Here is a 12888-nt window from a genome sequence, read left to right as displayed (position 1 = left end):
TCGCATGAAGTTTCGGATGACGGCGATGGCGGCCGGCGTCGCTCTGGCGCTTGGCGCGGCGCCAGGTGCGCAGGCGCAGGGCAGCCAGCGGCAGGATTTCACCATGTGGTACGGGCTGACCGGCCAGCTCAGCGAGGCGGTGCAGCAGGTCTGCAAGCGCTTCAACGACAGCCAGGATCAGTACCGCATCACCTGCACCAGCCAGGGCGAGTACGACAAGAACCTGCAGAACACCATTGCCGCCTTCCGCGCCGGGCAGCAGCCGACCATCACCCAGGTCTATGACATTGGCACGCTGGACCTGATGCTGTCGGGCCAGTACGTGCCGGCGCGCGAGCTGATGCAGGGCCAGGGCCACCAGATCGACTGGAACAACTACATCAAGCCCATCGCGAACTACTACGCGACATCCAAGGGCGAGATGCTGTCCTTTCCCTTCAACTCTTCCACCGCGGTGATGTACTGGAACCGTGCCGAGGGGAAGAAGGTGGGGCAGGAGACTCCACCGGCGACCTGGGAAGAGCTGCACGCGGCGCTCGGCAAGATGAAGGCGGCAGGCAAGTCCTGCCCGCTGGCGCTGGACTTCGACAGCTGGGTGGTATTCGAGCAGTTCGCCTCTGCGCACAACATCCCCGTCGCCAGCAAGGATAACGGCTATGGCGGCCTGGACGCGGAGTATGTGTTCGCGCAGCAGCCGCTGATGCGGCAGCACCTGAACAACCTCCACAACTGGTACAAGGAAGGTCTGGCCGGCATCCGCACGCGCGAGGGCGGGCAGAACGTCGTCGCTGCCTTCGCCAGCGGCGATTGCGCCGTGGCCTTCGCCTCGATCGCCAACCACCAGACGATCATGCGCAGCCAGACAGAGGGCCTCGACTGGACGCCCGCGCTGATCCCCATGTACGAAGGCCACCAGCGCTTCAACACCCGCGTCGGCGGTGCCTCGCTCTGGGCGCTGAAGGGCCGCCCGGAAGCCGAGTACAAGGGCGCCGCCGCGTTCTTCGCGTTTATTGCGCAGCCGGAATCCGAGGTCTTCTGGTCCACCATCACCGGCTACGTGCCCGTGACCCGCGCGGGCTATGACCGGATGGTCCAGGAAGGCTTCTTCAAGAAGCCCGAGAATGTCGGCCGCGAGGTCGCCATGGAATCGCTGCTGCTGGAGAACCAGTCGCCGCTGACCAGCGGGCTACGCCTCGGCAATGGCACGCAGTTCCGTGCGCTCTACGCGAACGAGATGCAGGCGGCCTTCTCCGGCCAGAAGACCATGGACCAGGCGATCGATGCCATGCAGACGCAGGGCAACCAGTTCCTGCGCCGCTTCCAGCAGACCTATCGCGGCAAGACGCTGCCCTGATCGCGTAAGCCCTGGTCCCGCCCTAGCCGGGTGAGGCGCCGCCGAAAGTCTTCGGGCTGACGCGGCGACCGCATCGCAACGGAAGGGGCGGGGCCTTTCGTTTCCGCTCCGAACGAGGACCCGCCTTGGAACGTCGAGCCACCTTCCGCGCACCGCTGCTGCCCTGGCTGCTGGTGCTGCCGCAGATGCTGATCGTGTTCGTGTTCTTCTACTGGCCGACAGGCGAGGCGCTGCACTGGGCGTTCACGCTGGAACAGCCCTGGGGCGGCGGCCGCCAATGGGTTGGCTGGCAGAACTTCATCGACATCTTCGGCAGCGGGCACTACTGGAATTCGGTGCGGGTCAGCCTGATCTACGCCTTCGGTACCTCGGGTCTCGCCATCCTCATCGCGCTGACCATGGCGCTGTTCATCGACCGCGAAGTGAAGGGAAGCCGGGGCTGGCGCATCGCGCTGATCTGGCCGTATGCCATCGCCGCGCCAGCGATCGGCATCATCTTCCGCTTCGTTTTCGACCCACGCGCCGGCGTGCTGAGCGTGCTGAACGCCATCATCCCCGCGGCATGGGACCCTCTGCTGAACGGGACCCATGCGATGCTGATGCTGATCTTCGCCGGTGCCTGGCAGCTCGTCGCCTACAACTTCGTCTTTTTCCTGGCCGGGCTTCAATCGATCCCGAAGCCGCTGACGGAAGCGGCGGCCATGGATGGAGCCGGACCGGTCCGCCGCATGTGGGACATCCAGATCCCGCTGCTGGCCCCGACCTTCTTCTTTCTCGTCATCATCAACCTGACCGACAGCTTCACCAACAGCTTCGGCCTGGTGGACGTGATGACCAAGGGCGGCCCGGCCCGCGCCACGGACATCATGGTCTACAAGATCTATTCCGATGGCTTCCAGGGCCTCGATTATTCCGGTGCGGCGGCGCAGAGCATCATCCTGATGCTTCTGGTCATCGGCCTCACCTTTTTCCAGTTCCGCTTTGTCGAGCGGAAGATGCGCTACCGGTAAGGGAAGGCACGCGATCATGGTGGAACGCCGCCCCTGGCTCGACCTCTTCACCCACGCCCTGCTGCTGTTCTCTGCGCTGGCGCTGCTGCTGCCGGTCTGGCTCGGCTTCGTCGCCGCGACCCAGAATCTTGCCGGCGTCAACAGCATCCCGATCAACTGGCTGCCCGGCCCCCACCTGCTCGATAACCTGGGGGAGGCCTGGCGCCGCGGAGATTTCGGCACGCGCTTCACCACCAGCTTCATTGTCGCGGCGGGTGTCACCGCCGGCAAGATCCTGCTCGCCATGCTGGCGGCCTTTGCCATCGTGTTCTTCCAGTGGCGCGCCAAACAGATCGTCTTCTGGCTGATCTTCCTGACGCTCATGCTGCCGCTGGAAGTACGCATTGTGCCGACCTACGCGGTTGCCGCCAATGCGCTGGCGCCGTTCCAGGCCATTCTCGACGTGCTGGGCTTGACCGGTCTGGTGGAAACGCTGAGCGGCGTGCGCATCGCTCTGGAATGGCGCTTGCTGAATTCTTATGCCGGATTGATCCTGCCGCTGATCGCGACGGCGACCGGCACCTTCCTGTACCGCCAGTTCTTCCTGACCATTCCGGAGGAGCTGGTTGAGGCGGCCAAGATGGACGGCGCGGGCCCGCTTCGCTTCCTGCGCGACGTGCTGGCGCCATTGTCCACCACAACCATCGCGGCGCTGGCCACCATCCAGTTCGTGTATTCCTGGAATCAGTATCTTTGGCCGCTGCTGGTCACCACCGAGCCCGATCGCACCACGGTGATGGTGCAGCTGTCCCGCATGGTGCCGCGCGGCGACAGCCTGCCCGAATGGAACGTTGCCATGGCGGGCGTGATGCTGGTCATGCTGCCGCCACTCCTCGTCGTTATTCTGATGCAACGCTGGTTCGTGCGCGGCCTCGTGCAGACGGAGAAGTAACCATGTCCGCCATCGACATCCTGGCCGTTCGCAAGGATTACGGCACCAGCACCGCCATCCACGGCATTGACCTGCACCTGCCGGAGGGCAAGTTCATCGTCATTCTCGGCCCGTCTGGCTGCGGCAAGTCCACCTTGCTGCGCATGATCGCCGGGCTGGAGGGCATCACCGCCGGCGAGCTGCGCATCGGCGGCGTGCGCATGAATGATCACGAGCCCAAGGATCGCGGTTGCGCCATGGTGTTCCAGAATTATGCCCTCTACCCGCATATGACGGTGGGCGAGAACATCGGCTACCCGCTGAAGGTGGCTGGCCTTGGCCGTGCCGAGCGGCAGCGCCGCGTTGCCGAGGCCGCGCAGGCGCTGGAGCTGGATCAGCTGTTGGCGCGGCGCCCGGGCGAGTTGTCGGGCGGGCAGCGGCAGCGGGTGGCGATGGGCCGCGCCATGGTGCGGCACCCCAGGGTCTTCCTGTTTGACGAGCCTTTGTCCAACCTGGACGCGAGGCTGCGCGTGCAGATGCGGCTGGAACTGCGGCGGTTGCACGAGAAGCTTGGTGCCACCTCGGTGCTGGTGACGCACGACCAGCAGGAAGGGATGACGCTGGCGGACCATCTGGTGGTCATGAACGGCGGCCGGGTCGAGCAGGCGGGCTCCCCGCGCGAGGTCTACGCCCGCCCGGCGAGCCTGTTCGTCGCCGGCTTCCTCGGTTCCCCGTCCATGAACCTGATGCCGGCAGAGGTTGTCGGCGCCGGGGATACTCTGCGCATTGCCGGCGGACACCTGCTGCGCCTGCCCGATGCCGTCTCTGCGCGAGGGCCGGTCCGGCTGGGTATCCGGCCGGAACATGTGGTGAATGGCGATCTGCCGGCGACGGTGGAGATGACGGAGGACCTTGGCTCTTCCATCCTGGTGCATGCGCGGCTGGAAGGCGGTGCGTCGATCGCATTTCACAGCCCGGCCGATGCGGCTCCGGCGCGTGGGGAGGCCATCGGCCTCGGCCTGCCGCCAGCGCGGCTGCATCTCTTCGAGGCTGCCGGCGGCCGGCGCCTGGAAACGATTACAAATTCCTCGGGAGGGCTACGGGAAAGGCTGGACATCGCCGCCGGGTGAACGCGATAACCCGCGCCAGAACACAGTCCGGGAAGATTTCTGATGTTGGATCGCCGCAATCTTCTGGCGTTGGGCGCCGCACTTTCGGCGCCGGCCCTGATCCCCGCCGCGGCGCGGGCCCAGTCCGATTACCCGCGGGAGCCGATCCGCCTCGTGGTGCCGTTCTCTGCCGGCGGGCCGACGGACATTCCGGCACGGCTGATCGCCGAAGAATTGGGCAAGATGCTGCCCCAGCGCGTCATCGTCGAGAACCGGACCGGCGCCGGCACCGTTGTGGGCGCCGAGGCGGTGGCCAAGGCACCGAAGGATGGCCACACGCTGCTCTACACCACCATCGCCCAGGCGGCGATCAAGTTCATCTACCCGACCCTGCCCTTCGACCCGGTGAATGATTTCCAGCCCGTGGCGCTGACCGGCACCATCCCCATGCTGATGATGGTGAACAAGCAGGTCCCGGCGAACACCCTCCCTGAACTGATCGAGCTGTTCAAGAAGAACCCGGGCAAGTACGATTACGCGTCCACCGGCAGCGGCGCGGCGCTGCACCTGGCGAGTGAGCTGTTCCTGAAGCAGGCGGGCGGGCTCCAGGTGAGCCATGTGCCCTATCGTGGATCGGCCGCGGCCATGCCGGACGTGCTGAACGGCACCGTCGCCATGATGCTCGATGTCGCCAACAGCGCACTGCCTTTCGTGCAGCGTGGCGAAGTCAAGGGGCTGGCCGTCTCCTCCACACAGCGCCTGCCGCAGCTGCCCGATATCCCGACCTTCCAGGAAGCGGGTGTGCCGGGCTACGAGGCCTATACCTGGCACATGGTCCTCGCCCCGGCAGGTACGCCGCAGCCGGTTGTCACCATGCTGAACCAGGCCATCAACAAGGTGATGGCGATGGAGAGCGTGAAGACGCGCCTCGCGGACCTGACCATGACCACGCGCAGCGACAGCACGCCGGACAGCACGAAGAAGTGGCTGACGGACGAGATCGCCAAGTGGGAGCCGGTGATCAGGGAAGCGGGCATCAAGGCGGATTGACGGGCGGGCGGGGCAGCGCGCCCCGCCTTGCCGGCGGACGCTTGACGCGGCGGCCTGCCCGGCTGAGGCTCCTCCCTTGCCGCAACCGCGCCTGGCCTTGAGGCAGGCGCCGCGAGGGATGTGAAACAGCCGCATGACCAGCTTGCCGTCACAGATGCGCTTCATCGATCATGGCGAGGGCGGCGAAGCCTCGGTGCTGGTGCCGGCCACAGGGCCGTTGCCACAGCCCGCGGCGGATGAGGTGCTGATCCGTGTCGAGGCTGCCGGGGTCAACCGGCCAGATGTGCAGCAACGCAAGGGCCTGTATCCGCCGCCTCCTGGAGCCAGCCCGGTGCTGGGTTTGGAAGTGGCCGGCGAGGTGGTGGCGCTGGGCGCGGGTTCCAGCCGCTTCCGCATCGGCGACAAGGTCTGCGCGCTGACCAATGGCGGCGGCTATGCCGAGTTCTGCACCGCGCCGGAGGCGCAGTGCCTGCCCTGGCCCGAGGGCTTCGACGCGGTGCGCGCCGCCGCCCTGCCGGAAAACCATTTCACCGTCTGGGCCAACCTGTTCGGCCATGGCCGGCTGGCGTCGGGCGAGGTGGTGCTGGTGCATGGCGGCACCTCCGGCATCGGCGTCACCGCGATCATGCTGGCGCGGGCCTTCGGCGCGAGGGTGATCGCCACCGCCGGCAGCGCCGACAAGTGCCAGGCCTGCGAGAGGCTGGGAGCAGAGCTGGCGATCAACTACCGCGAACAGGATTTCGCCGATGCGGTGCGCGAGCACACCGGCAAGCACGGCGTCGATGTCGTGCTGGACATGGTCGGCGCCGAATACTTCGCCCGCAATGTGAAGGTGCTGGCCAGGGATGGGCGGTTGGTTATCATCGCCTTCCTGAGCGGGCATGAGGCAGCAAAGGCCGATTTGCGCCCCATCATGATGAAGCGCCTTGTTGTCACCGGCAGTACGATGCGGCCGCGCACCACCGCAGAGAAGGGCGCCATCGCCGACGCGCTGCGCGAGAAGGTCTGGCCGCTGCTGGAGCGCGGCGAATGCCCGCCGACGATCCATGCCACCTTTCCGCTGACCCGGGCGGCAGAGGCGCATGAGTTGATGGAAAGCAGCACCCACATCGGCAAGATCATGCTGACAGCGGACGCGCCAAGCGCCTGATGTCGCGTTTCGCCGATCTGCGGCTGCTGCTGATCGCGGTCACCCTGTTCGGCGCCGCTTGGCCGGTGACCAAGGCAGCGCTGGCCGATGCGACGCCGCTGTGGTTCGCGGTCTCGCGCACCCTGCAGGGCGCGGCGGTGTCCGGCCTGGTGCTGGTGGCCTCCCGCCGCCTGTCATGGCCCGGTCGACAGGACCTGCCGGCCATGCTGGCGATCGGGCTGCTGCAGCTCGGCTGCTTCTTTGCGCTGACTCATCTGGCCGTGGCGCTGGTGCCGGCCGGACGGACGGCGGTGCTGGCCAATGTCACGCTTTATTGGCTGGTGCCGATGTCGGTGCTGCTGCTGGGAGAACGGGTTTCGCAGCTCCGCTGGCTGGCGGCGTTGCTGGGCCTTGTGGGAGTGGCCGTGCTGGCGGGACCCTGGGCTGTGGATTGGTCGCAGCCTGGCGTGGTGGCGGGCCATGGCATGCTGGTGCTGGCAGCCTTTCTGTGGTCTTGCACCATCATCATCACACGGCGCTTCCCGCCACGGCTCCCCATGCTGGAAGCGCTTCCCTTTTGCTTCCTGACGGGTGGAGTGGTTCTGCTGCCTCTCGCCCTGGTGCTGGAACCGGCCGGTGGCGTCGGGCCCGGGGCCTACGGCCATGCCGCCCTGATCGGCTGCGTTGTCGCGCCGCTCGGCACATGGGCGGCCATCGAGGCCGGGCGGCGGCTGCCGGGGGCCGTGGCGTCGGTGGGGTTCTTGCTGGCGCCGGCAATCGGCGTTGTGGTCTCAACCCTCTGGCTCGGTGAGCCATTGGGCTGGGATGTGGTGGTCGCCGGCGTGCTGATCGGGATGAGTGTTGTCGTGGCGACGCGCGGATGACGCGGGTTGCGACGCGCGGCAGGGCCGACCGGCCCGTGGCGAGAGCAGGATCAAAGGACAAGGCATGCAACTGAGGGCAGTGCAGATGGGCGAGGGCGGCGGCACTCCGCTGGTGCTGCTGCACGGGTTGTTCGGCCAGGCGCAGAACTTTGCGCAGGTGCAGAAGGCGCTGGCGGCGACGCGGCGCGTCATTGCTCTCGACCTACGCAACCATGGTGGCTCTCCGCACGACGCCGCCATGGACTACCCGGCAATGGCCGAGGATGTGGAGGAAACGTTGGAGGCAATGGACGTGGCCGGGGCGGCGGTGCTCGGCCATTCAATGGGCGGCAAGGTGGCGATGCGGTTGGCGCTGACGGCGCCGCGGCGGGTGGAGCGGCTGATCGTGGCCGATATTGCGCCGGTGGATTATCCGCCGGCCTTTCGCCCTTATGCCCAGGCCATGCTGGCTTTGCCGCTCCGTCCCGGCTTGTCGCGCCGTGAGGCCGATGCGGCACTGGCGGATGCTGTGCCCGATGGCGGCGTACGGGGCTTCCTGCTTCAGAATCTGCGGCTCGATGGCGAAGCGCCAGGCTGGAAGATCGGGCTGAGGGAGATCGCCGATGCGTTGCCATCCATTGAAGCCGCGCCCCCCCTGCCGGAAGGGGCGCAGTATGAAGGGCCGGTGCTGGTACTGTCGGGAGAGAAGTCCAACTACGTTGGCCCGGAGCACCGGCCTTTGTTCCGCACGTTGTTTCCCGCTGCCCGCTTCGGTTCGGTCAAGGGCGCGGGGCATTGGGTGCATGCCGAAAGGCCTGAAGGCTTCGTGGCGGCGGTAGCGGCGTTCCTCCCGGCCTAGATCCTAGATGGCGGCTGGGGCCTTGAAGCGGCCGTCCTTGCTGAGGTCGGCCGCGCGCCACAGGTACCAGGCCGCGGCGGAGCGGTAGGGGGCCCAGGCTTCGCCGATCGCCGCCAGGTCCCTGGGCTTGGGCTGTGCATCCAGCCCGGCCGCGACGCGGTATCCTTCCCGAACGCCGAAGTCATCGACAGGCAGGATATCGGGCCGGCCGAGGGTGAAGATCAGCAGCATCTCCACCGTCCAGCGCCCGACGCCGCGCAGCGCCACCAGCCGCCGGATCAACTCCTCATCCGGCAGGCGAGTGGCGGCAGTTCGGCTCGGTACCAGCCCACCCACACTCTTCGACGCGATGTCCAGGATCGCAGCCTGCTTGGCACCGGAAAAGCCGCAGCCGCGGATGGCACCTTGGGGCAGGGCCAGCAAACCCTCGGGATGGGGAAAATCCTGGCCGGGAAACAGAGCGATCAGGCGGTTCAGCATCGCCTCGGCGGCCCGGCCATGCACCTGCTGATGCGCAATGGCGCGCACCAGCGCCTCGAAGGGTTCGCGCTTCACCGGCCGCAGCTGCAGCGGACCCACCTGCCTGACCACCGGCCCCAGCACGGGATCGGCCGCCAATTGCGCGCGCGCCAGCCGGGGTGCCAGGGTGCGGGCGGGGCGGGAAGGGGCGAGCATGCGGCAGGGGATCCAGTCCGTGGCTTACGGGTTCCCAGGATAGCCGCCCTGGGACGCCGGCCAAGGCCGGAACCGACCGCAACGCCTCCGCTCCGGCCGCGTTGCAGGCCGGAAAGCCCAAAGGAAGGACATGGCATGGCCGAACCGGGAAAAGCCGCGGGCGGTGTCACAGGCGGGGAGGTGTTCGAGACGGATGTGCCCGCGCGTCTCGACCGCCTGCCCTGGGACCGTTTCCACTGGCTGGTCATCGCAGCCCTGGGCATCACCTGGACGCTGGACGGGCTGGAGGTGACGCTGGTGGGCTCGCTGGCCAGCGCCATCCATGAGAGCCCGAGCCTGGCCCTGACGCCCACCCAGGTGGGGCTCACCGCCTCGGCCTACCTAGTCGGCGCGGTTATCGGCGCGCTGTTTTTCGGCTGGCTGACCGACAGGCTCGGACGACGAAAGATCTTCTTCGTCACCGTCATCCTCTACATGCTGTCTTCCATCGCCACCGGCTTCTCCTGGGATTTCTGGTCATTCGCCTTTTTCCGCGCCCTGACCGGCGCCGGGATCGGAGGGGAATATGCGGCGGTGAACTCGGCGATCCAGGAGATGATCCCGGCGCGCAGGCGCGGCACGGTGGATCTCGCGGTGAACGGCACCTTCTGGGCGGGAGCGGCGCTGGGGGCGGGTTCGGCGCTGGTGGTGCTGGACCCCGAGATCGTGGATCCCGAGATCGGCTGGCGCGCCGCCTTCGTGGTCGGAGGGGCCCTGGCCATCGTGATCATGTTCCTGCGGCGCTGGGTGCCGGAGAGTCCGCGCTGGCTGATGACGCATGGCCGGCCCGGCGAAGCGGACCGGGTGGTGGACGGCATCGAGGAGGGCGTACGCGCGCGCTACGGCAAGCCCCTGCCGCCGTTGGAATACGGCCCCGTGAGGATGTCGCGACGCGGTCAGGCGACCCTGCGCGAGGTGATCGACATCATGCTGCGCCGGCAGCGGCAGCGCACCGTGCTGGGCGTCACGCTGATGGCCTGCCAGGCCTTCTGCTACAACGCCATCTTCTTTACCTACGCCCTGGTGCTGACACGGTTTTATGGCATCCCTTCTGCCGATATAGGCTGGTACATCCTGCCCTTCGCCTTCGGAAATCTGCTGGGGCCGCTGCTGCTCGGGCCGTTTTTCGACAGCATCGGGCGCCGGGTCATGATCACGAGCACCTACGCCATTTCCGGCATCCTGATGGTGATTTCGGGCTACGCCTTCCAGCAGGGCTGGATGACGGCGTGGGAACAGACTGTGGCCTGGACGGTGATCTTCTTCTTCGCCTCTCCGGCCGCTTCGGCCGCCTATCTCACCGTGGGCGAGAGCTTTCCGCTGGAGATGCGGGCCTTGGCCATCGCGGTGTTCTATGCCTTCGGCACGGCGGTCGGCGGCATTGCCGGGCCGGCGCTGTTTGGCTGGCTGATCGAGGGTGGAGACCGGCTCTATATCGCATTCGGCTTTGCGCTGGCCGGCGGGCTGATGCTGCTGGCCGCCGGCACCGAATGGGTGCTGGGCTTCGATGCTGAGCGGAAGTCGTTGGAAGCCATCGCCGCTCCGTTGTCCGCGCATCACGACTGACCCCGGAGCAGGCGAGGCTGCGTCTCTAGGCGGCGGCCTCCAGTTTTCTTAGGTGGCGAATGAAGTCACGAGCCGCCGGTGCCGCTTCGTTGCGGCGAAAGGCGGCGGCGATGTCGCCTACCAGCGGTGGCCCGGCCAGCGGGCGGTACACCACGCCCGGCAAGTGCAGGCATTCCTTGACCGATCCCGGCACCACTGCGAGGCCGAGGCCTAGCCCCACCAGACTGACCACCGCGATAAGGTCGCGCCCCCCTGGCACCATGCGCGGCGTGAAGCCACCGCGCATCCCAAGCATCTGTGTATAGAAGACGAAGCCCGCTGTTTCCGGGTCCGGCACAATGAAGTCCGCCGAAGCGATGGCCTTGGGTTCCACCGGACCGTCGGTGACCAATGGATGCGCTTCCGGCAAGGCCAGGATCAGCGGCTCTCGCAGCAGCGCCAAGCTGACGATGCCTGGTGTTTCGGGAAAGGGTGGGCGCACCAGGGCAATATCCAGCCGCCCTTCCGCCAGCGCCCGGATTTGCGGCAGCGTTTCCGCTTCCCGCAGCTGCAGCGAAACTTCCGGACGGCTGGCCCTCCAGTTCCGCACCGCCCGGGCAAGCACGCCGGCAAAGGCAACGGAAGGAGCGAAGCCAATGGTCAGGATGCCCCGTTCGCCGCGCCCGGCGAGACGGGCCACCTGCTCGGCCCGCTGTACCTGTTCCAGAGCCCGTCGTGCTTCCTCCAGAAAAAGCTGGCCGGCGTCAGTAAGGGCAACGCTGCGCCGGCTGCGTCGCAACAGCTGCACCCCCACCCCTGCTTCCAACGACTGGATCCGTTCTGTCAGGGCCGGCGGCGACAGGTCCAGGCGCTCGGCCGCCCGGGCGAAGTGCAGCGTCTCGGCCACTGCCACGAAGGCGCGGAGGTGACGGATTTCCATGCAGGGGCCTTCTGGCGCAGGTGAAGACAGTGTTCGGTTCTGTTGAATCAAATTGGGGCTCGGCCGCAATGACAAGAGTGGTGCGCCGCATCATGCTGCACCGCAACGTATGCTGCCGGACCCCTCATCCATGTCATCCCTGCCAAGCCGCGCCGCCCTCACGCCTGCGCCTGAAGAGGCGCCGTTCATCTTGCGCGGAACACCGGCCTTTCGGCGCGCCAACCTGGCCTTCCTGTGTGCAGGCTTCGCCACTTTCGCCCTATTGTACTGCGTGCAGCCGCTGCTGCCGGGCTTCACCGGCGCCTTTGCCATTAGCCCTGCCACCAGCGCCCTGTCGCTCTCGCTGCCGACGGCGGTGATGGCGTGCTGCATGCTGGTCGCCAGCGCGGTGTCCGAGGCGGTGGGACGCAAGCCGGTCATGGTGGTTTCGGTGATCGTTTCAGGAGTGCTGACGCTGGCCTCGGCCTTCGCACCGAATTGGGAAAGCTTTCTGTGGCTGCGCGTTCTGCTGGGCGTCGCGTTGTGCGGCCTGCCCGCGGTTGCCATGGCCTATATCAGCGAGGAGGTCGACCCCACGGCCAGCGGCTTTGCCATGGGCTTGTACATCAGTGGATCGGCACTGGGCGGAATGGGCGGGCGGGTTATTGCCGGGTTGCTGCTGGACTGGGGCGGCTGGCACTGGGCTATGGGCGGCATGGGATTGATCGGCGTGGTGACAGCCCTGGTTTTCTGGCACGCCCTGCCGGCCTCGCGGCATTTCCGGCCACGCCCGCTGTCCTGGGGCGGGCTGGCTTCCAACTTCGTGATGCATCTTCGGGATGCCGGGCTGCGGTGGCTGTTCGTGGAAGCCTTCCTGTTCATGGGAAGCTTCGTCACTTTGTACAACTACATCGGCTTCCGCCTGATCGATCCCCCCTTCAACCTCAGCCAGAGCGCCGTAGCCCTGGTCTTCACCCTGTATCTGGTGGGCATCGGTGCCTCCACCCTGGTGGGCGGCCTGGCGGATCGCTTCGGCCGCCGCACCATGTTCTGGCTGATGCTGCTCACCATGCTGGCGGGACTGGTGCTGACCCTACCACCCTCCTTGCCGCTCACCATCGGCGGCATCGCCCTGATGACCTTCGGCTTCTTTGGAAGCCATTCGCTGGCAAGCTCCTGGGTCGGGCGCCGGGCGCAATCGGCACGTGCGCAGGCCTCATCCCTATACCTTTTTGCCTACTACATGGGTGCCAGTGTAGTGGGCGCGCTGGGCGGCATTGTCTGGTCGTCCTTCGGCTGGGCCGGTATCGGCTGGATGCTGGGCGGAACGCTGAGCCTGGCGTTGCTGATTGCGTTGCTGCGCCTGTCGCGCCTGCCGCCGGTGGGCCACGGCTGAGCCACGTGCGGGAAGTTCCCGTGCCATCCC

At 66.9% G+C, this 12888-nt stretch carries 12 protein-coding genes; 10 read left to right on the top strand and 2 right to left on the bottom strand.

What is annotated here, in order from left to right; translation table 11 throughout:
• Positions 1-4 precede the first annotated feature (4 nt).
• From ACFOD4_RS14490 to ACFOD4_RS14455, 8 genes are all read left to right on the top strand, one after another.
• Complete coding sequence (locus ACFOD4_RS14490; protein WP_379597494.1) at positions 5-1354, top strand: extracellular solute-binding protein; 1350 nt, start codon at positions 5-7, stop codon at positions 1352-1354.
• Positions 1355-1479: 125 nt separating this feature from the next.
• A complete protein-coding gene (locus tag ACFOD4_RS14485; RefSeq protein ID WP_379597493.1) occupies positions 1480-2364 on the top strand; it encodes an ABC transporter permease subunit in 885 nt (294 codons plus the stop codon).
• Positions 2365-2380: 16 nt separating this feature from the next.
• Positions 2381-3295: an ABC transporter permease subunit gene (locus ACFOD4_RS14480; RefSeq protein WP_379597492.1), complete on the top strand. Its 915-nt coding sequence runs from the start codon at positions 2381-2383 to the stop codon at positions 3293-3295.
• Positions 3296-3297: 2 nt separating this feature from the next.
• On the top strand, positions 3298-4404 hold the full coding sequence (locus ACFOD4_RS14475) for an ABC transporter ATP-binding protein (protein WP_379597490.1): 1107 nt from the start codon (positions 3298-3300) through the stop codon (positions 4402-4404).
• Positions 4405-4446: 42 nt separating this feature from the next.
• On the top strand, positions 4447-5433 hold the full coding sequence (locus tag ACFOD4_RS14470) for a Bug family tripartite tricarboxylate transporter substrate binding protein (protein WP_379597488.1): 987 nt from the start codon (positions 4447-4449) through the stop codon (positions 5431-5433).
• A 133-nt stretch (positions 5434-5566) separates the two neighbouring features.
• Entirely contained in the window at positions 5567-6583 is a 1017-nt protein-coding gene (locus ACFOD4_RS14465; RefSeq protein ID WP_379597486.1) for an NAD(P)H-quinone oxidoreductase, read from the top strand.
• Entirely contained in the window at positions 6583-7446 is an 864-nt protein-coding gene (locus ACFOD4_RS14460; protein ID WP_379597484.1) for a DMT family transporter, read from the top strand. Before ACFOD4_RS14465 ends, ACFOD4_RS14460 begins: the two co-directional genes overlap by 1 nt.
• Positions 7447-7510: 64 nt before the next feature.
• Positions 7511-8284 (top strand): alpha/beta fold hydrolase, encoded by a 774-nt coding sequence (locus ACFOD4_RS14455; RefSeq protein ID WP_379597482.1) that lies wholly within the window; start codon positions 7511-7513, stop codon positions 8282-8284.
• Positions 8285-8287: 3 nt separating this feature from the next.
• On the opposite strand, the gene ACFOD4_RS14450 is transcribed toward ACFOD4_RS14455, so the two are convergent.
• Positions 8288-8959, bottom strand: a complete 672-nt coding sequence (locus ACFOD4_RS14450; RefSeq protein WP_379597480.1) for a DNA-3-methyladenine glycosylase family protein — start codon at positions 8957-8959, stop codon at positions 8288-8290.
• A gap of 135 nt (positions 8960-9094) precedes the next feature.
• On the opposite strand from ACFOD4_RS14450, the gene ACFOD4_RS14445 reads away from it, so the two are divergent.
• On the top strand, positions 9095-10564 hold the full coding sequence (locus ACFOD4_RS14445) for an MFS transporter (RefSeq protein WP_379597478.1): 1470 nt from the start codon (positions 9095-9097) through the stop codon (positions 10562-10564).
• A 25-nt stretch (positions 10565-10589) separates the two neighbouring features.
• On the opposite strand, the gene ACFOD4_RS14440 is transcribed toward ACFOD4_RS14445, so the two are convergent.
• Positions 10590-11483, bottom strand: a complete 894-nt coding sequence (locus ACFOD4_RS14440; RefSeq protein WP_379597477.1) for a LysR substrate-binding domain-containing protein — start codon at positions 11481-11483, stop codon at positions 10590-10592.
• Positions 11484-11673: 190 nt separating this feature from the next.
• Between ACFOD4_RS14440 and ACFOD4_RS14435 the strand changes: the two genes are divergently transcribed.
• A complete protein-coding gene (locus ACFOD4_RS14435) occupies positions 11674-12858 on the top strand; it encodes an MFS transporter (RefSeq protein WP_379597475.1) in 1185 nt (394 codons plus the stop codon).
• Positions 12859-12888: the final 30 nt, after the last annotated feature.

The sequence above is a fragment of the Teichococcus globiformis genome, from assembly GCF_042646265.1.
Taxonomy (GTDB): domain Bacteria; phylum Pseudomonadota; class Alphaproteobacteria; order Acetobacterales; family Acetobacteraceae; genus Pseudoroseomonas; species Pseudoroseomonas globiformis.
The sequence above is the reverse complement of the archived record's forward strand: the minus strand, read 5'-3'. Positions and strand labels throughout refer to the sequence as shown.